This window comes from Oerskovia jenensis, assembly GCF_016907235.1.
GTDB lineage: Bacteria > Actinomycetota > Actinomycetes > Actinomycetales > Cellulomonadaceae > Oerskovia > Oerskovia jenensis.
Genome location: NZ_JAFBBO010000001.1, coordinates 3,090,096 through 3,111,311 on the forward strand (window position 1 = coordinate 3,090,096; position 21,216 = coordinate 3,111,311).

The 21,216-nt window shown below is 72.5% G+C and carries 20 protein-coding genes and 1 pseudogene; 18 read left to right on the forward strand and 3 right to left on the reverse strand.

From position 1 onward, the window contains the following. The first annotated feature begins 542 nt into the window (after positions 1–542). From JOD49_RS13950 to JOD49_RS13985, 8 genes are all read left to right on the forward strand, one after another. Positions 543–1,439: a MetQ/NlpA family ABC transporter substrate-binding protein gene (locus JOD49_RS13950; RefSeq protein WP_205307702.1), complete on the forward strand. Its 897-nt coding sequence runs from the start codon at positions 543–545 to the stop codon at positions 1,437–1,439. 191 nt (positions 1,440–1,630) lie between these two features. Continuing rightward, positions 1,631–2,893, forward strand: coding sequence for a methionine ABC transporter ATP-binding protein (locus JOD49_RS13955; protein ID WP_307822550.1), 1,263 nt, complete (start codon positions 1,631–1,633; stop codon positions 2,891–2,893). Next, positions 2,890–3,552, forward strand: a complete 663-nt coding sequence (locus JOD49_RS13960) for a methionine ABC transporter permease (RefSeq protein ID WP_205307703.1) — start codon at positions 2,890–2,892, stop codon at positions 3,550–3,552. Before JOD49_RS13955 ends, JOD49_RS13960 begins: the two co-directional genes overlap by 4 nt. Before the next feature lie 136 nt (positions 3,553–3,688). Further along, complete coding sequence (locus JOD49_RS13965) at positions 3,689–6,547, forward strand: DNA polymerase III subunit gamma and tau (RefSeq protein WP_205307704.1); 2,859 nt, start codon at positions 3,689–3,691, stop codon at positions 6,545–6,547. Position 6,548: 1 nt separating this feature from the next. Further along, positions 6,549–6,950, forward strand: coding sequence for a VOC family protein (locus JOD49_RS13970; protein ID WP_205307705.1), 402 nt, complete (start codon positions 6,549–6,551; stop codon positions 6,948–6,950). A 77-nt stretch (positions 6,951–7,027) separates the two neighbouring features. Further along, positions 7,028–7,627, forward strand: a complete 600-nt coding sequence (gene recR, locus JOD49_RS13975) for a recombination mediator RecR (RefSeq protein WP_205307706.1) — start codon at positions 7,028–7,030, stop codon at positions 7,625–7,627. Continuing rightward, on the forward strand, positions 7,620–8,195 hold the full coding sequence (locus tag JOD49_RS13980; protein ID WP_205307707.1) for a DUF5063 domain-containing protein: 576 nt from the start codon (positions 7,620–7,622) through the stop codon (positions 8,193–8,195). Before recR ends, JOD49_RS13980 begins: the two co-directional genes overlap by 8 nt. 59 nt (positions 8,196–8,254) lie before the next feature. Next, complete coding sequence (locus JOD49_RS13985; protein ID WP_205307708.1) at positions 8,255–8,788, forward strand: hypothetical protein; 534 nt, start codon at positions 8,255–8,257, stop codon at positions 8,786–8,788. 69 nt (positions 8,789–8,857) lie between these two features. Here the strand turns inward: JOD49_RS13985 and JOD49_RS13990 are convergent, their stop codons facing one another. Both JOD49_RS13990 and JOD49_RS13995 read right to left on the reverse strand, forming a co-directional pair. Beyond that, positions 8,858–10,000, reverse strand: coding sequence for an ABC transporter permease (locus JOD49_RS13990; RefSeq protein WP_205307709.1), 1,143 nt, complete (start codon positions 9,998–10,000; stop codon positions 8,858–8,860). Next, positions 9,997–10,839, reverse strand: a pseudogene (locus JOD49_RS13995) (ABC transporter ATP-binding protein); the annotation flags it as partial. The gene JOD49_RS13990 and the pseudogene JOD49_RS13995, both read right to left, overlap by 4 nt. Before the next feature lie 462 nt (positions 10,840–11,301). On the opposite strand from JOD49_RS13995, the gene JOD49_RS14000 reads away from it, so the two are divergent. The 10 genes from JOD49_RS14000 to JOD49_RS14045 all read left to right on the forward strand — a co-directional run bounded on the left by JOD49_RS14000 (position 11,302) and on the right by JOD49_RS14045 (position 20,586). Then, the gene (locus tag JOD49_RS14000) at positions 11,302–12,099 is read left to right on the forward strand and encodes a TSUP family transporter (protein ID WP_205308999.1); all 798 of its coding nucleotides are present in this window, start codon (positions 11,302–11,304) and stop codon (positions 12,097–12,099) included. Next, the gene (locus JOD49_RS14005; RefSeq protein WP_307822551.1) at positions 12,096–12,944 is read left to right on the forward strand and encodes an HAD family hydrolase; all 849 of its coding nucleotides are present in this window, start codon (positions 12,096–12,098) and stop codon (positions 12,942–12,944) included. Before JOD49_RS14000 ends, JOD49_RS14005 begins: the two co-directional genes overlap by 4 nt. A 182-nt stretch (positions 12,945–13,126) precedes the next feature. Then, positions 13,127–13,492, forward strand: a complete 366-nt coding sequence (locus JOD49_RS14010) for a hypothetical protein (RefSeq protein WP_205307711.1) — start codon at positions 13,127–13,129, stop codon at positions 13,490–13,492. 244 nt (positions 13,493–13,736) lie between these two features. Then, positions 13,737–15,056, forward strand: coding sequence for an aspartate kinase (locus JOD49_RS14015; RefSeq protein ID WP_205307712.1), 1,320 nt, complete (start codon positions 13,737–13,739; stop codon positions 15,054–15,056). A gap of 14 nt (positions 15,057–15,070) precedes the next feature. Beyond that, positions 15,071–16,150, forward strand: coding sequence for an aspartate-semialdehyde dehydrogenase (locus tag JOD49_RS14020; protein WP_205307713.1), 1,080 nt, complete (start codon positions 15,071–15,073; stop codon positions 16,148–16,150). Positions 16,151–16,423: 273 nt separating this feature from the next. After that, on the forward strand, positions 16,424–16,810 hold the full coding sequence (locus JOD49_RS14025) for a GntR family transcriptional regulator (RefSeq protein ID WP_205307714.1): 387 nt from the start codon (positions 16,424–16,426) through the stop codon (positions 16,808–16,810). Continuing rightward, entirely contained in the window at positions 16,807–17,712 is a 906-nt protein-coding gene (locus JOD49_RS14030) for an ATP-binding cassette domain-containing protein (protein ID WP_205307715.1), read from the forward strand. The genes JOD49_RS14025 and JOD49_RS14030 overlap by 4 nt, the downstream gene beginning before the upstream one ends. Further along, positions 17,709–18,506 carry a hypothetical protein gene (locus tag JOD49_RS14035; RefSeq protein ID WP_205307716.1) on the forward strand — a complete coding sequence of 266 codons (798 nt, stop codon included), beginning with the start codon at positions 17,709–17,711 and terminating at the stop codon, positions 18,504–18,506. The genes JOD49_RS14030 and JOD49_RS14035 overlap by 4 nt, the downstream gene beginning before the upstream one ends. Positions 18,507–18,673: 167 nt before the next feature. Further along, positions 18,674–19,726: an ABC transporter ATP-binding protein gene (locus JOD49_RS14040; protein WP_205307717.1), complete on the forward strand. Its 1,053-nt coding sequence runs from the start codon at positions 18,674–18,676 to the stop codon at positions 19,724–19,726. After that, entirely contained in the window at positions 19,723–20,586 is an 864-nt protein-coding gene (locus JOD49_RS14045) for an ABC transporter permease (RefSeq protein ID WP_205307718.1), read from the forward strand. Before JOD49_RS14040 ends, JOD49_RS14045 begins: the two co-directional genes overlap by 4 nt. Before the next feature lie 7 nt (positions 20,587–20,593). Here the strand turns inward: JOD49_RS14045 and JOD49_RS14050 are convergent, their stop codons facing one another. Next, the gene (locus JOD49_RS14050) at positions 20,594–21,091 is read right to left on the reverse strand and encodes an NUDIX hydrolase (protein ID WP_205307719.1); all 498 of its coding nucleotides are present in this window, start codon (positions 21,089–21,091) and stop codon (positions 20,594–20,596) included. Positions 21,092–21,216: the final 125 nt, after the last annotated feature.

The following is a 21,216-nucleotide window of genomic DNA, read 5'->3' on the forward strand; positions in this document are numbered from 1 at the left end:
GCCGGCGGCCTTCCTCGCCCTCACGACGCCCGGGCCCGGGAACTGTGTCCTGCGCCACAAGCGCCTTGGCGATACCGTGACAAAACCGCTCGTATCGCCCGACGCTGACCATGATGCGGACGAAATTCCGTCCAACATCTGGAATATCGACCGGGCCAGTGGTTTTGAGGCGTCGAGCGTGCGCATCATGGAGCCATGACCCGCCCCACGAGCACCGAGCTCACGACGCACCGCGCAGCCGCCTGCTGCCGAATGTCGTGTCGCTCCGTCCTGCGTGGCGCCGGTCGAATGTGCTGTCAGCGCTGACCTGACCCCAGCACCGCACCACGCGCCCCGCGAGCGCAGCCCGGAGACGACCGGAGCCCGCGCCGCAGCGCCCCGCCTCATCCCCTCCTGAACCACCGACCACCGGTGACGTGTCTCATGACGCGCGCTCCGTCGTCGGGCGGGAGGACGTTCCACCTCCCACCCCGTCACCACCGTGACGTCCCCCACGGACGCCCCGCGACAACCGCCGGCGCCCGTCACCGGAAGGACAGACCATGCTCCGCAAGAACCTGACCCTCGCCGCCCTCGCGGCCACCGCCGCCCTGACGCTCGGGGCGTGCGCCACGACGCCCTCCGACAGCGGCGCCTCGGGCGGTGCCTCGGCGGACGACGTCGTGAAGATCGGCGTGGTCGGCGCGGCCGACGACAAGTGGGCCGTGTTCGAGAAGGTCGCCAAGGAAGAGGGCCTGAACATCGAGATCGTCGACTTCGGCGACTACCAGCAGGCCAACCCGGCGCTCGCGCAGGACCAGATCGACCTCAACCAGTTCCAGCACCTGCAGTTCCTCGCGGGCTACAACGTCGAGGCCGGCGACGACCTCCAGCCCATCGGCGCGACCGCGGTCTACCCGCTCGCGCTCTACTCGTCCAAGCACACGGCGCTCGAGGACATCCCCGCGGGCGGCGAGATCGCGGTCCCCAACGACGCGACCAACCTCGCCCGCGCCCTGCTCGTGCTCCAGGAGTCCAAGCTCATCGAGCTCAAGGACGGCGGCAGCTCGCTGTCGACCGAGGCCGACGTGCTCCCGTCCTCCAAGGTCAAGGTCACCCCGGTCGACGCCGCGCAGACCGCGATCTCGCTCCAGTCCGTCGACGGCGCGATCATCAACAACGACTTCCTCGAGGACGCCGGCCTCAAGCCCGAGGACGCCCTGTTCCAGGACGACCCCGACTCGTCGGCCTCCGAGCCCTACATCAACGTGTGGGTCGCCCGCGCCGCGGACAAGGACGACGAGACGCTCCTGAAGATCGCCGCCCTCTCGCAGAACGAAGAGGTCGTCGCCGCCGAGAAGAAGGCCTCGGGCGGCACCGCGGTCATCAAGGACAACTCCGCGGCCGACCTCCAGGAGATCCTCGCGGGGATCGAGGAGAACTACCGCGCCCAGGGCTGAGCCCTCGGCACGAGCCACCGGTGCCCGACGGCGTCAGTCACCTGACGCCGTCGGGCACCGGCGTGCCCTCGCCCACGCACCACCCGCGTGTTGGACTGTCCGTACACGCCTGTCGTCCCCCGCACACGACGCGCGGCCGCGCGGCTCTCACGAGGAGCCCGGCCGCCGCACCCCGCACGAGAGGTTCCTCCGTGAGCACCACCTCGGACACGATGGTCCGCTTCCGCGACGTGACGAAGGTCTTCGGGACCGGGTCGTCCGCCGTGACGGCCGTCGACGGCGTCACCCTGGACATCAAGGCCGGTGAGATCTTCGGCGTCATCGGCTACTCGGGCGCGGGCAAGAGCACTCTCGTCCGGCTCATCAACGCGCTCGAACCCGTCACGTCGGGGACCGTCGTGGTCGACGGGGACGAGGTGAGCGCCTTGCGGGAGCGTGAGCTGCGGCCCGTGCGCGCGAGCATCGGCATGATCTTCCAGCAGTTCAACCTGCTGACCTCGCGGACCGTCGCCGGGAACGTGGCCTACGCGCTCAAGGTCGCGGGCTGGGACAAGCCCCGGCGCGAGGCGCGCGTCGCCGAGCTCCTGGAGTTCGTCGGCCTGTCCGACAAGGCCACGGCCTACCCGTCGCAGCTCTCGGGCGGGCAGAAGCAGCGCGTGGGCATCGCGCGAGCGCTCGCCACGTCGCCCAAGCTCCTGCTCGCCGACGAGGCCACGAGCGCCCTGGACCCCGAGACCACGCGGGACGTGCTCGCGCTGCTGCGCCGCGTCAACGCCGAGCTCGGCGTGACGATCGTCGTCATCACGCACGAGATGGACGTCGTGCGCTCGACCTGCCACCGGGTCGCGGTCATGGAGCACGGCAAGGTCGTCGAGGTCGGCGAGGTCTACGACGTGTTCTCCTCGCCGCAGGCCACCGCGACCAAGAAGTTCGTCGGGACGGCCCTGCGCGACCGGCCCGGCCCCGACGCCCTCGAACGCCTGCGCCGTCGGCACCCCGGACGCCTCGTGACCGTCGGGGTCCACGAGGACGGGACCTCGGGCGCGAGCCTGACCCGGCTCCTGCGCGAGCACAGGCTCGACGGCTCCGTGGTGTTCGGTGGGATCTCCGAGATCGGGGAGCGGCCCTTCGGGTCGCTCACGCTCGAGCTCGTGGGCGACGACACGACCATCGCGGCCTTCCTCGACGAGCTCTCGCGCACGACCGACGTCGTCGACCTCGGGACCGCACTCGCTCCTCGCGACGACCCGCGCGTCGTGGCCGGGGCGAGCGACGAGTCGCGCGAGGCCGACGACGCGACCGGGGCTCCGCCGTCGGGCCGTGCCGACGAACCCGACCCGCGCGACGCCTGGCAGAGCGAGAGATGGCCCGGGACGGGAGGCCCCGGCGGCACCCAGGGCACCCAGCCCGGTGACTTCGGCGGCGCACCCGGCGCGTTCGGAGGGAAGCGATGAACCGCGACTGGTCCACCCTGTGGCCGATCCTGCTGTCCTCGCTGGGCGAGACCCTCTACATGGTCTCGATCGCGCTCCTCGCGGGCGGGCTCGGCGGCCTGGTCCTGGGGCTCGCGCTCTACTGCACGCGCAAGGGCAACCTGCTGGCCAACAGCGTGGTGTTCAACGTCCTCAACGTGCTCGTCAACATCGTGCGGCCCATCCCGTTCATCATCTTCCTGACGATGATCTACCCCGTGACGCTCGCGGTCGTCGGGACGACGATCGGCACCGAGGCGTTCATCCTCCCGCTGTCGGTCATGACGGCGTTCGGGACCTCGCGCATCGTCGAGCAGAACCTCGTGAGCATCGACCCGGGCGTGGTCGAGGCCGCGCGCGCCATGGGCGCCTCGCCGTGGCGGATCATCCGGACGGTCCTCATCCCCGAGGCCCTCGCTCCGCTCATCCTGGGCTACACGTTCATCTTCGTGGCCGTGATCGACATGTCGGCGATGGCCGGCTACATCGGCGGCGGCGGCCTGGGAGACTTCGCGATCCGGTACGGCTACCAGCGCTACAACTGGGCCGTGACGGCCGTGACCGTCCTCGTCATCATCGTGATCGTGCAGGTCGTCCAGTTCTTCGGCAACTGGCTCGCGCGCAAGGTCCTGCGGCGCTGAGGCGCCGTCTCCGTCGCACCGACGGAGGGCCGAGGCACGCGCGGCGGGTCACCGAGGCACGCGCGGCGGGTCCCCGGGCAGCACGCCCGGGGACCCGCTGTGCGGGCTGTCAGCCTCGCCGTCTAGAGTTGCCGGGGTGAGCACCGCCCTGTACCGCCGCTACCGGCCAGAGACCTTCGCCGAGGTCATCGGGCAGGACCACGTCACCGGACCGCTGCGGCAGGCACTGCGCAGCGGACGCGTGAACCACGCCTACCTCTTCTCGGGCCCTCGTGGCTGCGGCAAGACGACCTCGGCGCGCATCCTCGCGCGCACCCTGAACTGTGCGCGCAACACCGAGGAGACGCCCATCGACACCCCCTGCGGGGAGTGCTCGTCGTGCGTCGAGCTCGCACGCGGTGGCTCGGGCAGCCTCGACGTCATCGAGATCGACGCGGCCTCGCACAACGGTGTCGACGACGCCCGCGAGCTCCGGGAGCGCGCGACCTTCGCGCCCGCCCGCGACCGGTACAAGATCTTCATCCTCGACGAGGCCCACATGGTCACGCCGCAGGGCTTCAACGCGCTCCTCAAGCTCGTCGAGGAACCCCCGCCGCACGTGAAGTTCATCTTCGCGACGACCGAGCCGGACAAGGTCATCGGGACCATCCGCTCGCGCACGCACCACTACCCCTTCCGCCTCGTCCCGCCGGACGTCCTGGGCCCGTACCTCGAGCAGCTCTGCGCCGCGGAGGGCGTGACGATCGGCACCGGTGTCGTGCCGCTCGTGGTCCGCTCGGGCGGGGGCTCGGTGCGTGACTCGCTGTCCGTCATGGACCAGCTCATCGCCGGCGCCGAGGCCGGGAACGTCGACTACGAGCGCGCCGTGGACCTGCTCGGCTTCACGCACGCCTCGCTGCTCGACGACGTCGTGGAGGCCCTCGCGGCCCGCGACGGCGCGAGCATCTTCCGGGTCGTCGAGCAGATCATCACCACGGGGCACGAGCCGCGCCGCTTCGTCGAGGACCTCCTCGAACGCCTCCGGGACCTCATCGTCATCTCGGTCTCGGGCGGTGCCGCGGACGCGGTGCTGCGCGACGTCCCGTCCGACCAGCTCGAGCGCATGAAGTCCCAGGCGCAGAGCCTGGGTGCGGCCGAGCTGTCGCGCGCGGCGGACCTCGTCAACGCGGCACTCACCGAGATGAGCGGCGCCACCTCGCCGCGCCTGCACCTCGAGCTCCTGTGCGCGCGCCTCCTGCTCCCCGGCGTGGACGACGGCGCCGCAGGGCTCGCGGCCCGCATCGACCGGCTGGAGCGAGGCGGGCTGGGCACCGGCGGCCTCGTGCCCGTCGCGACCGCACCACGGCCCGGCGGCCCCGAGGGGCTCGTCGCAGCACCTCGCGCCGCACAGGCCGAGCAGGACACGCCCGTCGCCCCCGTCCATGGGCTGAGCGGCGCCGCCGCCGCCCGCGCGGCGCTCCAGGCACGCAAGGCGGGAGAAGCGGCCGCTCCGGCGGCTGCTCGTCCGGCAGAGGCGTCGCCTGAGGCCGCTGCGCCCGCTGTCCCGAGTGCTGCTGCGCCCGCTGTGCCGAGTGCTGCTGCGCCCGCTGTGCCGACTGCTGCTGCGCCCGCTGTGACCTCCGTTCCCGCTGTGACCTCCGCTCCCGGTGGGAGCGACGCCACCACCGAGGCGGCGCCCTCCGGCGCGCCGGGGGAGAGCGACGACCGGCCCGTCGTGGTGCCCGTCAGCACGGTCGAGCCCGCGGCGGCCGAGCCAGGGACCGACGCGCCCACCGCGGCTCCGGCCGCCGCCGCCGACACCTCGACGGTCACCCCGGTCGAGGACGACGGCCCGGACACGGGCGTCACCATGCCCCTCGGATCCGTCCCAGCGCCCGAGGACGCTCGGGTCGAGCCCGCACCTGCACCCGCACCTGCGCCCGCAGCCGCTCAGGCGCCGGCCCCCGCGGCGAGCGACACGGACGCGCTCAGCACCGACGTGCTGCGCCGCCGCTGGCCCGAGGTCCTCCAGACCCTCAGCTCGAGCCGTGTCACCTGGTCGCTCGTGAGCGGCAACGCCCAGGTCGGGGAGCTCACACCGGACACCCTGTACCTCGCGTTCCAGACGCCCGCTCTCGCACGGACCTTCTCCACGTCGCGCCACACGGGGGCCGTCCAGGAGGCCGTCTACCAGACGCTCGGCTTCCAGGTCCGTGTCGAGGCCCGCCTCGACGAGGGCGGCAGCGCGGGCCCGAGCGCCCCCGCACCAGCCGCGCCCCCCGCGCCGCGCCGCGACGAGCCGACAGGCGGCGGACAACCGGCCGGTGGCACACCGACCGGTGCAGGCCCGGCTGCGCCCGCCCAGGGCGGACCAGCCTCGGACGCGCACGCTCCGCACACGTCCACGGAACGCGTCGGCGTCGTCTCGGCACCGACGGCCGCGAACCCCTCTGACGCTCCCCACGGGACGGTCGGCCCGGGCGGGACCAGTCCTGCGGGGGCCGACACCACCGCGTCCCCGCAGCGCAGCAACGTCGCCGTGCAGGAGCGACCCGCCCCGCGGCCCGCAGAGCCCGAGGTCGAGCCGGTCGTCAACGCGGCCGACGAGGCCTGGCTCGCGGGCCTGCCCGTGACCGAGCCCCCGGCCGACCTCGACGAGGGCTACGAACCGCCGCCTGCGGACGTGCGCCGAGCGGCGCCGTCGGGCAGCCGGCCCGTGGCCCGCCCGACCGTGCCCTCAACGCCCTCAGCGCAATCAGCGCCCAGCGCCGCCACGCCCGCCGTCCCCACCGGGCCCGCGCCCGGCGTGCGCGAGTCGCGCCGCCAGACGCTCGAACGGCAGGCCGCCGAGCAGAAGGCCCGGCAGTCGTCGGCGCGCGTCTCGGTCTCGATGGACGACGACTCGCCGTCCGACGACGACCCGGACCTGGCGTCGTCGGGACTGGTCGGTGCCCCGCTCGTGGCGCAGATCCTGGGCGGCGTCGTGATCGACGAGACCATCGACACCGGGCTCTGACATGAGCCCGCGCGGCGAGCTCCACCACGTCGAGCTGTGGGTCGAGGACCTCGACGCCGCCGAGAGCACCTGGGCGTGGCTCCTCGACGAGCTCGGCTACACCCGCTTCCAGACGTGGGCCACGGGTCAGAGCTGGCTGCGGGGAGCGACGTACATCGTGCTCGAGGCGAGCCCCGCCGTCCACGGCAAGGGGCACGACCGCCTGCGCCCAGGGGTCAACCACCTGGCGTTCTCGGGTGGTCGGCGCGACGAGGTCGACGACCTGGTGGCGCGCGCGTCCGCGCACGGGTGGAGCCTCATGTTCGCCGACGCCCACCCGTACGCGGGCGGCCCCGACCACTACGCGGCCTACCTCGAGAACGAGGACGGCTTCGAGGTGGAGATCGTGGCGGACGAGGACTGACACGACGGCCGACACGCGGCCCGCGTCACCCGCGCGCTGCGGACCGCGGGGTCGCCGCCGCCACGTAGGCTGGGGGCGTGTATGAAGGCGCGGTCCAGGACCTGATCGACGAGCTCGGCCGACTCCCCGGGGTCGGCCCCAAGAGTGCCCAACGCATCGCGTTCCACCTCCTCGCGGCCGACGCCGCGGACGTGCGGCGGCTCGCCGACGCGCTCACCGAGGTCAAGCTGCGCGTCCGGTTCTGCGAGATCTGCGGCAACGTCGCGGAGTCCGAGCAGTGCCGCATCTGCCGCGACCCCCGGCGCTCGGTCGAGGTGATCTGCGTCGTCGAGGAACCCAAGGACGTCGTCGCGATCGAGCGCACGCGGGAGTTCCGCGGCAAGTACCACGTGCTCGGTGGGGCCATCAACCCCATCGACAACGTCGGCCCCGACGACCTGCGCATCCGCGAGCTCCTGACCCGGCTCGCCGACGGCGCGGTCCAGGAGGTCATCCTCGCGATGGATCCCAACGTGGAGGGCGAGGCCACGGCCACCTACCTCACGCGGATGCTCGCGCCCATGGGGCTGCGCGTGTCCCGCCTGGCGTCCGGGCTGCCCGTGGGTGGAGACTTGGAGTACGCCGACGAGGTGACGCTCGGGAGGGCGTTCGAAGGACGGAGGGTCGTCAGTGGTTGAGACCGAAGAGGCCGTGGGGTCGGACCTTCGGTCCGTCGCGGCCTCGGTGTCCGCGCAGGCGCGCACCTTCCTCACGACGACCGCGGAGGTCGCCTCGGGCGCCGCCCCGCAGGCTGCCATCCCGCTGCTGCTCCTCGCGACCTCGGACCTGCTGGCCGCGGGCGCGCGGCTCGGCGCCATGATGGACGTCGTCCCGGACCAGCGCTTCGAGCCCGACGCCGGGCCCGAGACGGACCTCGACCCGTTGCGCGAGGGCCTGGCCCGGTTGCTCGACGGCCTCGACGACTACCCGGAGATCGAGGATCCCGTGCTGGGCGCGGTCGTCGGGCAGGCGTCGGTCTCGGGAGACATCGCGTGCATCGCCGAGGCCCTGGCCAAGGGGCTCCAGCACTACGACTCGGGCCAGGAGCTCGAGGCCCTGTGGTGGTGGCAGTTCTCCTACCTGTCGCTGTGGGGCGAGCGCGCCGCGAGCGCGCTGCGCGTCCTGCAGCTCGTGCTCGCGCACCTGCGTCTCGACGTCGAGGACGACGTCGCCGCCGAGGCGGAGTACGACGCGCTGCACGCCTGAGGTCTGCCGGCCACGGCGGGGGAGCGAACCGAGGCTCGGGGTCGCTAGGGTCGTGCGCCATGACAGCACGTGCGCGCGTCGCGACCCTGGCCGGTGTCCTGCTCGTGGTGGCCGTGACGAGCGCGTGCTCGTCACGGGAGCCGATCACCGCGGACCACGCGGTGTTCGACGGGCTCTCGCGGGAGGCCGTCGTCGAGACCCTCGACCTGATGTCGGACGAGTTCGACCAGGTGCCCGAGGAGTCGCGCCTGGCGTTCGCGCAGGACTCGGTCGTCGAGCTCGAGACCTGCCGGGCCGTGCTCGACCACGTCGAGTCCTGGACGGGACCCGAAGCACCCCCGGAGCCCCTCGTGCTCGCGGCGCCCACCCCGGAGGCGTTCGCGGCCGCGACAGCCGAGGGTGAGGAAGGCCGTCCCGACTTCGGCGGACACTCCCGCGAGCTGGTGCTCGGGCACGTCGCCACCGGTGACCGCGACGGTCTCGTGGAGTTCCTGACCATGGAGGTCGGCTGCGCCTGGATGCCCGTCGAGCCCGGCGTCGACGGGCCGTCGATCAACGATCACGCCCGCGCGACGTACGGTCCGCCGGCCTAGGGCTCGCCGGCCTAGAGATCCCGGGGCGGGCGCGACCCGTCGGTCGCGCCCGCCCCGCGACGAGTCCGCTCAGGCCACGCGCGTCCCGCGTGGCAGCTTCGCGGACGGCACCCGCAGCCGGCGCACCGCCAGGACCACGCCACCGGCGCCGAGGAGCAGGTTCGCGCCGAGGCCCCACGGCCAGACGGCGGAGTCGTCGGGCTCCGGTGCGTCGACCGGGCTCGCGCCCCCACCGCACCAGTCCTGCTCGGGAGCGGGTCCCGTCCGGGCGGCGCGGACGCCTGCGCGGATCAGCGACAGCGGGTCGGACGCCGAGTAGTACGGGTCGCCGTCGTCCGCGTGCGTGGGCTCGGGGGCCGCGTCGGCGACGATCACGAACGGGTTGACCGCGAGGAGCCACCAGGTCCTCTCGGTGTGGGTCTGCGGGACGGTCACCGTCTCCCAGACGCACTCGGGCAGGTCGGTGGACTCCCAGTCGTGGTCGGAGGGCACGGTCCAGACCTGGATCCTGCTCTCCTGGGTGACCAGCGGGGTCGTGAGCCCGAACAGGATCAGGCTCACGACCGTAAGCCCCGCGACCGTGAGGTAGGTCAGCACCGCGGAACCCGACGTCTTGGTCGTGAGCGCCGAGAACCCGAGACCGATCGCACAGACCACGGCGAGGAGCACCGCGAGGAGCAGGATCGTCGTGACGAGCGCCAGGAACGAGACGCCGCCGGCCACGAGCGCCCATGCGACGAACGGGATGCTCACGACGAGGAACGCGAGCGCCGCGCTCCACGCCGCGACGAGCTTCCCGACGACGATCTCCGCCGCGGTCAGCAGCGTCACCTGGAGCGTCGCGAGGGTCCCGGCGTTCCGGTCCCCGTTGATGGCCGAGGCGCTGAGGGTCGGCGCCACGAGGAGCCCGAGGAACAGGACGAAGAAGACCACGGCGCCGAAGATGACGGGGCCGAGCTCGACGTCGCCGGCGTCGGGTGACCAAGCCGTCAGTGCGCCCGAGGTCAGGAGCGTGATCCCCCCGACGATCACGAACCACACGACGAGCGCGATCTTCCACCGGGTCGAGCGCACGCGCTGACGCAGCTCGAGCGTCGCGACGGTCTTGACCCCGTGCCACGACAGGGCCCAGTCGCCACGGCTCCCCGGTGGCCCCGCCGGTGTCGTCGGACCGGTCTCGGCGGGCGTGAGGGACTGTTGCAGGGTGCTCATCGACGCTCCTCCTCGAGGGCGAGGTAGGCCTGTTCGAGGATGCCCCCGGCGGGGGCGCTCGCGACCACGGGGACACCGGCGACGACCGCGTCGCGCAGGAGGGCCGCAGCCGAGACGTCGCTGTCGAGGTCGACGAGCGCGGCGCCGTCGGGCTCGGTGCCGAACACGACCCCCGCCCCGACGAGCCAGGCGTGCAGCGCGAACGGGTCGAGTGCGCGCACGCGCCACGTGCGACGCGTCGTCGCGGCCTCGCCCACGGTCTCGGAGGCGACCGTGCGCCCGCGCGAGAGGAACACGGCGTCGTCGGCCATCTCGTCGAGCTCGGTCAGGACGTGGCTCGAGATGAGGACCGTCTTGCCGCGCGCGGCCAGCTCGCGCACGAGCACCCGCAGGTCGACGCGCGAACGCGGGTCGAGGCCGCTCGCGGGCTCGTCGAGCAGCAGGACGTCGGGATCGTGGACCAGTGCGCGCGCAAGCCCCAGGCGCTGCTTCTGCCCGCGGGACAGGACGCTCGCCGGGCGGTCGGCGTACTCCTCGAGGTGCACCAGGGCCAGCAGCTCGGCTGCGCGGGCAGCCCCCGCGGCGGGAGGCAGACGGTAGGCCGCCGCGAACGTCGTGAGCACCTCCCGGGCCGTGAGGGAGTCCCACGTGCCGAACGCGTCGGGCATCCATCCCGTGCAGGCACGGGCCGCGAAGCTCTGCGTGACCGGGTCGAAGCCCGCGACGCGCACGCTGCCCGTGTCCGGGGTGAGGAGCCCCGCGAGGACGAGCAGGAGCGTCGTCTTGCCCGACCCGTTGGGTCCGACCAGCGCCGTCACCCGGCCGGGGCGCGCCACGAGGTCCACGCCGTCGACCGCGCGCACCGCCCCGAACGCGCGCCGCACGCCCTGGGCGACGATCCCGCCCGAGGTGACGGCGTCGTCGGGCGCGTGGTGCGGGCCGGGTGCCGGGGGCGCCTCGGGTGCGACGGGCACCTCCGGCCCGACGGCGTCGCGTCCGTCCGGCGCGGACGCGTCCGGGGAGGGGCGTGGTGCGGGAGGCGTCGCGGGCGGGTCTGCCTGTCCGGGTGGTGGTCGGTGCTCTGCTGGATCCCCCTGGGGAGCCCCTGTGCTCGTCATGGCGCCGAGCGTAGCGGGGTGCGCCCCGATGCGGTGCAGCCCGGCCGGGTGACGTCCTGGCGGCTCGTGCGTCTCCTGAGTGACCTCCGCGCCGTCGTGCGAGACTGCCGTGTGACCTGGGACCTCGCCGCGGCTCTTCCTCTCGTGGCGCACGCGCCTCTCGCTGCCGGCGACGGGATCGTGCTGCCCGGCTCGGGCGGGCTCGAGCTCGACCTCCTGACGATCGCCCTGCTGGTCCTCGCGGGCCTGACCGCGGGCTGGATCGACGCCGTGGTCGGCGGAGGAGGGCTCGTCCAGCTCCCCGCGCTGCTGCTCGTCCCCGGGATCAGCCCGGTCCAGGCGCTCGCGACCAACAAGCTCGCGAGCATCATGGGTACGTCCGTGAGCGCCACCACCTACTACCGGCGCGTGGGGCCGGACCTGCGGACCGCCGGACCCATGGCGATCGCGGCGCTCGTGGGGGCGGTCGGTGGGGCCGCGCTCGCGTCCAAGATCCCCGCCGAGCTGTTCAAGCCGATCATCCTGGTGGTCCTGATCGCCGTGGCGGCGTACACGATCGCCAAGCCCAAGCTCGGCCACACGACGAACCTGCGCTGGGAGGGCAACGGGCACCGGTGGGCCGCGGCGGGGATCGGGCTCGTGATCGGGTTCTACGACGGGCTGCTCGGCCCTGGGACGGGGACGTTCTTCGTCATCTCGCTCGTGAGCATCCTGGGGTACGCGTTCCTGCCCGCCTCGGCGCTCGCGAAGATCGCGAACTTCGCGACGAACGCCGGGGCGCTCATCTTCTTCGTCCCGTACGGCGCGGTGCTGTGGGGGCTGGGGCTCGCGATCGGGGCCGCGAACCTGCTGGGCGCGTACATCGGGGCGCGCATGGCCGTGGCCAAGGGCAGCGGGTTCGTGCGGGTCGTGTTCGTGGTCGTGGTGGGCGCGCTCATCTGCAAGCTGGGGTACGACGTCGTCACGAGCCTGGGGGAGTGAGCGTGCGCGAGGAGGGGGAGCCTGGCGGGGCCGGTGCGGAGGGGGTCGTCCGACCAGCCGAGAAGGGTGGTGCGGTCCCGGACGGGTGGTTGCGCGACCGCCCGGACGACCCGTCTCGTGCGCAGCCACCCGTCTCGCCCGTGACGGCGGTCGTCCTCGACCTCGACGGGACGCTCCTCGACCACGACGGGTCCGCGCGGGCGGCGCTCGCGGCCTGGCTGCCGAGCCTGGGGGTCGAGGCGACCGACGACCTGGTCACGGCGTGGTTCGTGGCCGAGGAGAAGCACTTCTCGGCGTGGCGCTCGCGCGAGATCAGCTTCGCGGAGCAGCGTCGGCGGCGCCTGCGCGACGTCCTGCCGCTCGCGGGCCTCGACACGAGCGTCGACCTGGGGGGCGAGGCCGAGCTCGACGAGGTGTTCGCCGGCTACGCCGCCCACTACGCGGCGTCGTGGACCGCGTTCGACGACGTGGAGCCGATGCTCGCGGTGCTCCAGGACCTGCCCGTGCGGCTGGCCGTCCTGACCAACGGGACCGACGAGCAGCAGCACGCCAAGCTCCGCGCCGTGGGACTCGTGGGTCGCCTGGGGCCCGTCTTCACGGCCGAGGGGCTGGGTGTGGCCAAGCCGGACCCGCAGAGCTATCTGCTGGTCTGCGCCGCCCTGGGAGTGGACCCGCGTCACGCGCTGCACGTCGGGGACCGGTACGACCTCGACGTCGTCGCGGCCAGGGAGGCCGGGCTCCAGGCCGTGCACCTGGACCGCACTGGGCAGGGGCCGCACGACGAGCCCGCGCGCATCACGTCTCTGGCCGGGCTGGCCGAGCTGGTCCTGCGGGTGGGGGCGTGACGGCGCACGGGCCGGGGGCGGCCGGACCGGACGGTGGAGGTCGGCCGGGGCCGAGACGGGTGGTCCGGTCCGAGACGGGTGGCTACGCACCTGACGGCGAGACGCGTTTCGTGCGCGAGCACCCGTCTCGCGGGCGGTCGCAGGTGCGGCAGCCGGGTGCGAGGGACCGTGACAGCGACCTCGTGCACGACCTGCGCGACCTGCACGGTCGGCCTCGTTCGCGGTGGCGCCTTCTCGTCGGGGTGCTCGTCGCTGTCGTGGGATATGGCCTGGTGGCGCTCCCCGCCATGATCACCTACGACCGCGGGATCGACGGCTACGGCTACTTCTGCGAGACGGGTCCGGGCGTCGAGGCGGACCGTGCCTGCTTCGGCGATCCGACGCCTGCCACCGAGGCGTTCGCGGACTTCGTCGTGCTCGTCACCGTGCCTGCCGCGCTCGGGATCCTCGTCGCCCGGCCGCAGCGGCGGGGCCTCGTCCTGACGGTGCTGGCGTGCACGGCGCTCGGGCTGTACACCTACCTGGTGCTGACCAACCCGCACCCCTGACCGGCTGCCCGGCTGCCCACCCGCCGCCGAGAACGGGATGGAGGCCGCCAACGGCCCGGAAACGGCCCGAACCCCGTTCTCGGCACCCGCCGAGCACGGCGTCGGCGCTGGTCAGCGGTCGACCCCGGCCGCATCCTGAGCACCCTCCCGGCGCACCCGGGCTGCGGGCTATCATCGACCGACTCGTAAAACACCCGGCGGGCCGTTGAGAGAGACGGAGGCCGGCGACGTAACGGAGCAGCAAGTGGCACTTGTCGTGCAGAAATATGGTGGCTCGTCGGTAGCTGATGCGGAGAGCATCAAGCGGGTGGCGAAGCGCATCGCAGAGACCAAGCGGGCCGGACACGACGTGGTCGTCGTGGTCTCGGCCATGGGTGACACGACGGACGAGCTCATCGACCTCGCCCGGCAGGTCACCCCCCTCCCTCCCCAGCGCGAGATGGACATCCTGCTCACGGCAGGCGAGCGCATCTCGATGTCGCTCCTGGCGATGGCGATCAACAACCTCGGCGTCAAGGCCAAGTCGTTCACGGGCCAGCAGGCCGGCGTGATCACGGACGCCGTGCACGGCAAGGCGCACATCGTCGACGTCGTCCCGCACCGCATCCGCGAGACCGTCGAGAAGGGCTCGGTCGCGATCGTCGCCGGGTTCCAGGGCGTCACGCAGAGCACCAACGACGTCACGACTCTCGGCCGCGGCGGCTCGGACACCACGGCCGTGGCGCTCGCGGCGGGCCTGAGCGCCGACGTGTGCGAGATCTACACCGACGTCGACGGCGTGTTCACCGCGGACCCGCGCATCGTGCCGACGGCCCGCAAGATCGACCACATCTCCTACGAGGAGATGCTCGACATGGCGGCGAGCGGGGCCAAGGTCCTGGTGCTGCGCTGCGTCGAGTACGCGCGCCGCTACGGCGTGCCCATCCACGTCCGTTCGTCGTTCTCGACGAAGGCCGGGACGATCGTGTCGAACGACGCGCGCTCGGTGCCGAACGTCCCCCAGCAGGCTCCCGGCTCCCCGGCCGGCAACGAGGCAGAGGTCATCATGGAAGCTCCGATCATCTCCGGCGTCGCGCACGACCGCAGCGAGGCCAAGATCACCGTCGTCGGCGTCCCGGACGTGCCGGGCACGGCCGCACGCATCTTCGAGGTCGTGGCCGGCGCGGGCGCGAACATCGACATGATCGTGCAGAACGTGTCGGTCGCGGCCACGGGCCTGACGGACATCTCGTTCACGCTGCCCATGGACGACGGCGCGCTCGCGACCACGGCCCTGGACGCCGTGCGCGAGGAGATCGGTTTCGCGTCGCTCCAGTACGACGACCAGATCGGCAAGGTCTCGCTCATCGGGGCGGGCATGAAGTCGAGCCCGGGCGTCTCGGCGCAGCTCTTCGGTGCGCTGCGCGACGCGGGCATCAACATCGAGATGATCTCGACGTCGGAGATCCGTATCTCGGTCGTGACCCGTGCCGACAGCCTCGACGACGCGGTGCGGGCCATCCACACCGCGTTCGAGCTGGACGGCGAGAGCGAAGCAGTCGTCTACGCCGGCACCGGCCGTTGAGCGAGGAGAGAACCATGAGCAACCAGAACTCTGCAGGCCTCGTCGTCGGCGTCGTCGGTGCGACCGGTCAGGTCGGCGCCGTCATGCGTCGTCTGCTCGCGGAGCGCGACTTCCCGGTCGCGCAGATCCGCTACTTCGCCTCGGCGCGCTCCGCGGGCAGCACGCTGCCGTGGAAGGGTGAGGACGTCGTCGTCGAGGACGCGGCCACGGCCGACGTGTCGGGCCTCGACATCGCGCTCTTCTCCGCGGGCGGTGCGACCTCGAAGGCGCAGGCCGAGCGGTACGCCGCGGCGGGCGTCGTCGTGATCGACAACTCGTCCGCGTGGCGCATGGACCCGGACGTCCCGCTGGTCGTCTCGGAGGTCAACCCGGAGGCGATCCACGAGGCGCGCAAGGGCATCATCGCGAACCCGAACTGCACCACCATGGCCGCGATGCCGGTCCTCAAGCCGCTCGCGGACGAGGCCGGTCTGGAGCGCCTGATCGTGGCGACGTACCAGGCGGTCTCGGGCGCGGGGCTGGCCGGCGCGGCCGAGCTGCGCGACCAGGCGGTCGCGGGCGCCGAGCAGGACCTCACGGGTCTGGTGCACTCGGGCAGCGCGGTCTCGTTCCCCGCGCCGGACAAGTTCCCGCGCAACATCGCGTTCAACGTGGTGCCGCTCGCCGGCTCGATCGTGGACGACGGCGAGGAGGAGACCGACGAGGAGAAGAAGCTCCGCAACGAGTCGCGCAAGATCCTCGGTCTCCCGGACCTGCTGGTCGCGGGCACGTGCGTGCGCGTCCCGGTGTTCACGGGGCACTCGCTCGCGATCCACGCCGAGTTCGGGCAGGCCATCTCGCCGGACCGTGCGCGCGAGCTGCTCGCGGCAGCTCCGGGCGTCGAGCTCTCGGACGTCCCGAACCCGCTCGAGGCCGCAGGTGCCGACCCGTCGTTCGTGGGCCGCATCCGTACCGACCAGAGCGTGCCGGGCGGTCGCGGCCTGGTGCTGTTCGTGTCGAACGACAACCTCCGCAAGGGTGCCGCGCTCAACGCGGTGCAGGTCGCGGAGCTCGTCGCGGCGGACCTCGCGAGCAAGGCTTCGGCTCCCGCGTGACCCGGTTGTCAGAACCAGCGTGACCTCGAGGTCACGCTGGTTCTGACACGGACGACGCATCGCAGTGCCCGACGGCGCCCCTCACCTTCCGGTGAGCGGGCGCCGTCGTGCTGTCCGCCGTCCCCGAGAAGTGAGTTGTGGCCCCTGATCCGGTCGGATCAGGGGCCACAACTCACTTCTCGGCGAGGAAGGCCTTGCGCTACCGGCTGGTTCTATGGTTCATTACTCATGTAATGAACCACAGAACGTGCGAGCGACGAGAGGATGGGACCCATGTTCGACGGACCTGAACCCATCTACCTGCAGATCGCTCAGCAGATCCGCAACGACATCCTGAGCGGCGACCTCGCCGAGGAGGAGCCCGTCATGTCCACGACCCAGTACGCGACGACCTTCCGCATCAACCCCGCGACGGCCGCCAAGGCGTTCGCCGGGCTGGTCGACGAGGGCGTCCTCTACAAGCGCCGTGGGGTCGGCATGTTCGTCGCGACCGGCGCACGCGAGAAGCTGCTCGCCGAGCACCGCGACCGCTACTTCGCCGAGGTCCTGCGACCCGCCCTGGTGCAGGCCGACCTGCTGGGCATCACGCCCGCCGAGATCGTGGACCACGTCCTCGGTCGCACCCTCGACAGCACCACCCCGACGGGAGAGACCTCATGACCGCCCCCACCCGCCCCGAGCCGTTCGGCGTCGAGCTCCGGGACGTGACCCTGAGCTTCGGCAAGGACGAGAAGCACCCCGCGCTCGACGGCCTGAGCCTCCAGGTCCGCCCCGGCACCATCACGGGCCTGCTCGGCCGCAACGGCGCGGGCAAGACCACCGCCCTCTCGCTCGTCGCGGCCATGCGCCGCCCCGATGCCGGGACCGTGCTGGTCGACGGCGAGGACCCGTTCGAGAACGCGTGGACCATGGCCGGCACGCAGCTCGTCCGCGAGAGCGGCGACACGATCGCCGCGACCAAGGTCAAGGACACCCTGGGCTACTACGCGGAGCTGCGCGAGCACTGGGACGCCGACCTCGCGGCCGGCCTGGTCGACCAGTTCGAGATCGACCTGCGCAAGCCCCCCGAGAGCCTCTCGCGCGGCAAGCGCTCGGCGCTCGGCGCGGTCATCGGGCTCGCGTCGCGCGCACCGCTGACGATCTTCGACGAGGTGTACCTCGGGATGGACGCGCCCAGCCGGTACGCGTTCTACGACGCGCTCGTCGAGGACTACACCGAGCACCCGCGCACGATCGTCCTGTCGAGCCACCTGATCGACGAGGTCGAGCGGATCTTCGAGGACGTCGTGATCGTGGACAAGGGGCGTGTGCTCCTCGCGGAGAGCGTCGAGTCGGTCCGCGGCAGGGGAGTGAGCCTCACGGGGGCCGCTGCCGCGGTCGAGCAGTTCGTCGACGGTCGTCGTGTCCTGGCCCGCCAGCGCCTGGGCGGCACCGCCCAGGTCACGCTCTTCGGCACGCTCGACGACGCCGAGCGCACCGCGGCGACCGAGGCGGGCCTCGAGCTCGGCGCGGTGCCGCTGCAGGACCTGTTCGTGCACCTGACCCGGGAGGAGCGGTCATGACCGAGAACCTGGTGGGCCCCACGGCCCTCACCGACAGGGACGTGCAGCGTGCCGCGGTACGTCGCACGGCCGAGAAGCGCTCGCTGCGCACGGCAGTCTGGTCGATGTGCGCGGGGACGTGGCAGATCGGCGTGTGGTTCTGGGCGATCGTGCTGGTCATCGCGGGCATCATCGGCTACGTCGAGGTCCGCACGGACATCCTCGACGGCAGCGTGATCGACGGTGTCGTGAGCGGGTCGGCGAAGTTCTTCCTGTTCGTCATGGGCATCATCACCCCCCTCGCCATGATCGCGGTGCACGTCGCGGCGGGCGGCACCCGACGGTCGTTCATCCGTTCGACCTGGGTCACGGCCGTGTTCCTCGGGCTCACGTTCGCGATCGTCGCGGCAGTGCTCGGCTACGTGGAGTGGCTCGTCTTCCGGGCACAGGGCTGGTCGCCCGAGCTCGACCGGGCCCAGCTCTACGCCGACGGCGGCCAGGTCGGCACCGCGTTCCTGGTGCAGCTCTTCTTCTGCAGCGTGTACTGGCTCTCGGGCGCGGCGATCGGCATGGGGTACTACGGCTACGGAGTGTGGCGCGGGACCTTCGCCATCCCGGTGTTCCTGGTGCCCCTGGTCCTCGTCGAGCTCGCGTTCCAGAGCGGGTACTTCGGCAAGCCGTTCGCCCAGGCCGTCGGGCTGGCCGACGCCCAGGTGCTCACCGCGGTGGTGGGCGGCCTGCTGAGCCTTGCCGCTGCGGCTTTCGCGTTCCACCTGGTCACGCGGTCGGTGGCCATCGCTCCCGTCACGACCTGACGGTCCTCTGACAACCGTCTGACAGCCCTGGCGTCCCCGACGCCTTAGCGCGGCGCGTCCCCTCCCGGGGCCGGCGCACCCACCACGAACGTTCATCCCGTCCAGCGGACGGCGCCCGGTCACCGGTGCGCCGCCCGGCGGACGAGCACACCCTCGAGGAGGTCACCATGACCACCGCACACCCCACCCCGCCACCACCGTCCACGGCGCCGTCGCTCTCGGCACGCACCGTGCCCGACGGCGCCGCACCGGCCATCGAGGTCGTCGCCCTGCGCAAGGCGTACGGGAGCACCGTCGCCGTGCGCGACGTGAGCTTCGCCGTCGGGCCGGGGGAGATCTTCGGCATCCTCGGCCCCAACGGGGCCGGCAAGACGACCACGGTCGAGTGCCTCGCCGGGCTGCGGCAGGCCGACTCCGGGACCGTCCGGATCCTCGGCCGGGACCCGCAGTCGGACCCGGCCTCGGTGCGCGAGCTCCTGGGCGTCCAGCTCCAGGAGGCCGAGCTCAACGAGCGCATGACCGTGGCCGAGGCGCTGCGGCTCTACGCCTCGTTCTACGAGGACCCGGCCGACACGGCCGAGCTCATGGACCTGCTGGACCTCGCCCCGCACCGCGACCGGCAGTTCGCGAAGCTCTCGGGCGGGCAGAAGCAGCGGCTCTCGATCGCGCTCGCGCTCGTCGGGAACCCGCAGGTCGCGATCCTCGACGAGCTGACCACGGGGCTCGACCCGCAGGCCCGCCGCGCGACGTGGGAGCTCGTCGAACGCGTGCGGGACCGGGGCGTGACGATCCTGCTCGTGACGCACTTCATGGACGAGGCCGAGCGCCTGTGCGACCGCCTCGTCGTCATCGACCAGGGCGTCGTCGTCGCGGCCGGGTCCCCGGCCGAGCTCATCGAGTCGGTCGACTCCACGCGCGTGCTGCGGCTGCGGGTCGAGCCCCACGAGGAGCCCGGCGTGCTCGAGGTCCTCGGCGGCCTCGCGGACGTCCGGGCCGTGGCGCGCGCGGGCCGCGAGATCGAGGTGACCGGGTCGCGGCGGGTGCTGCCCGCCGTCGTGCTGGCCCTCGCGGAGCGCGACGTCGTGCCCGACGTCCGGACCATGACCCGATCGCTCGAGGACGTGTTCGTGCACGTCACGGGCAGGACGTACGACCACACGGGGGCGACGGCCCCCGCATCGACCGGCGACCGGTCCGACACCGAAGGAGTAGTGCGATGAACACGCAGTCCACGCGACCCCACGCCCCCGCGCCGACGACACCGGTGAGCCGGTCGGCCAGGTCGTCCCCGACACCCCGACGCCGCAGGATCGCAGGCACCGGCTGGCACGGCCTGCGCACCCTGACCCTGACCGAGGCCCGCCTGCTGCTCCGCGACCCGGGGACGGTCTTCTTCGCGCTCTTCTTCCCGACGGTCCTGCTCGTGGGCGTGGGCTTCGCGTTCCCCGGCATGCGGGACGTCATCACCGACGCGCCGCCGCCGTGGGAGGGGCTGACGGCGGTCGCGGTCTACGTGCCCGTGGCGCTCGCGACCGCGGTCGCGACGGTCGCGCTCACGACCCTGCCCGTGTACTTCGCGACGTTCCGCGAGAAGGGCGTGCTGCGCAGGCTCTCGACGACCCCCATGAAGCCGCAGGGGCTCATCGGGGCGCACCTTTTCATCAACCTGGTGATGGTCTGCGCCGCGGCGCTGCTCGCGGTGGTCGTGGGGAGCGTGGTGTTCGACCTCGCGGGCCCCACGAACCTCGCGATCGTCCTGGCGAGCTTCCTGCTGGGGATCCTGTCGATGTTCTCGATCGGGATGCTCATCGCGTCGCGCGCCGGGAAGGCGAGCACCGCGTCGGCGGTCGGGATGACGCTGTACTTCCCGATGCTGTTCCTCGCGGGCATGTGGACGCCCGGGCCGGTCATGCCCGAGGTCGTGCAGACCGTCGCCGGCTACACGCCGCTCGGCGCGGCGACGCAGGCCATGACGACGGGCTGGTTCGGGACGGGCGTCCCGGTGTCGCAGCTCGTGGTCATGGCGGTGTGGACCGTGGTGCTGCTGCCGCTCGCGGCGAGGCTGTTCCGCTGGTCGTGACGCAGGGCTACCGGACGAAGTGCGGGCCCGCGGCCGGGTCCGCGAGGTAGCCCAGCGTGTGGCCGAGGCGCTCGCTCGTCGACGCGGCGAGGTCGGCGGGCAGGTCGTCGGGCGAGAACCATGCGACGGCGAGCGACTCGTCGTCCGCGACGTGGGCCTCGGCCGCGGCGGCGGGGGAGACCGGGCGGCACAGGAAGCACAGGTCGAGGTACTGCGACCGGTCACCGTTCGGGTACTCGACGGGTGGCGTCACGGTGACCCCGGTCAGGGCGTCGACGTGGACCGCGACGCCGGTCTCCTCCAGGATCTCGCGGGCGAGGCCCACGGCCGGGTCCTCGCCCGGCTCGAGGATGCCGCTGACGATCGCCCACTGCCCGGTGTCGGCGCGCTGCCCCAGGAGGAGGCGGCCGTCGTCGTCGATCACGACCCCCGACACCCCCGGCATCCACAGGAGGTCGGTCCCGACGTGGGACCGGAGGGCAGCGACGAACTCGGGGATCGGCATGGGTTCGAGCGTAGACCTGCGCTCCGCGCGAGTGTCAGAACCAGCGAGACCTCGGGTCCTCGCTGGTTCTGACACGTCGCTGGTCCTGGCACGAGCACGACGTGTCGACCGCCCGGGGAGTGAGA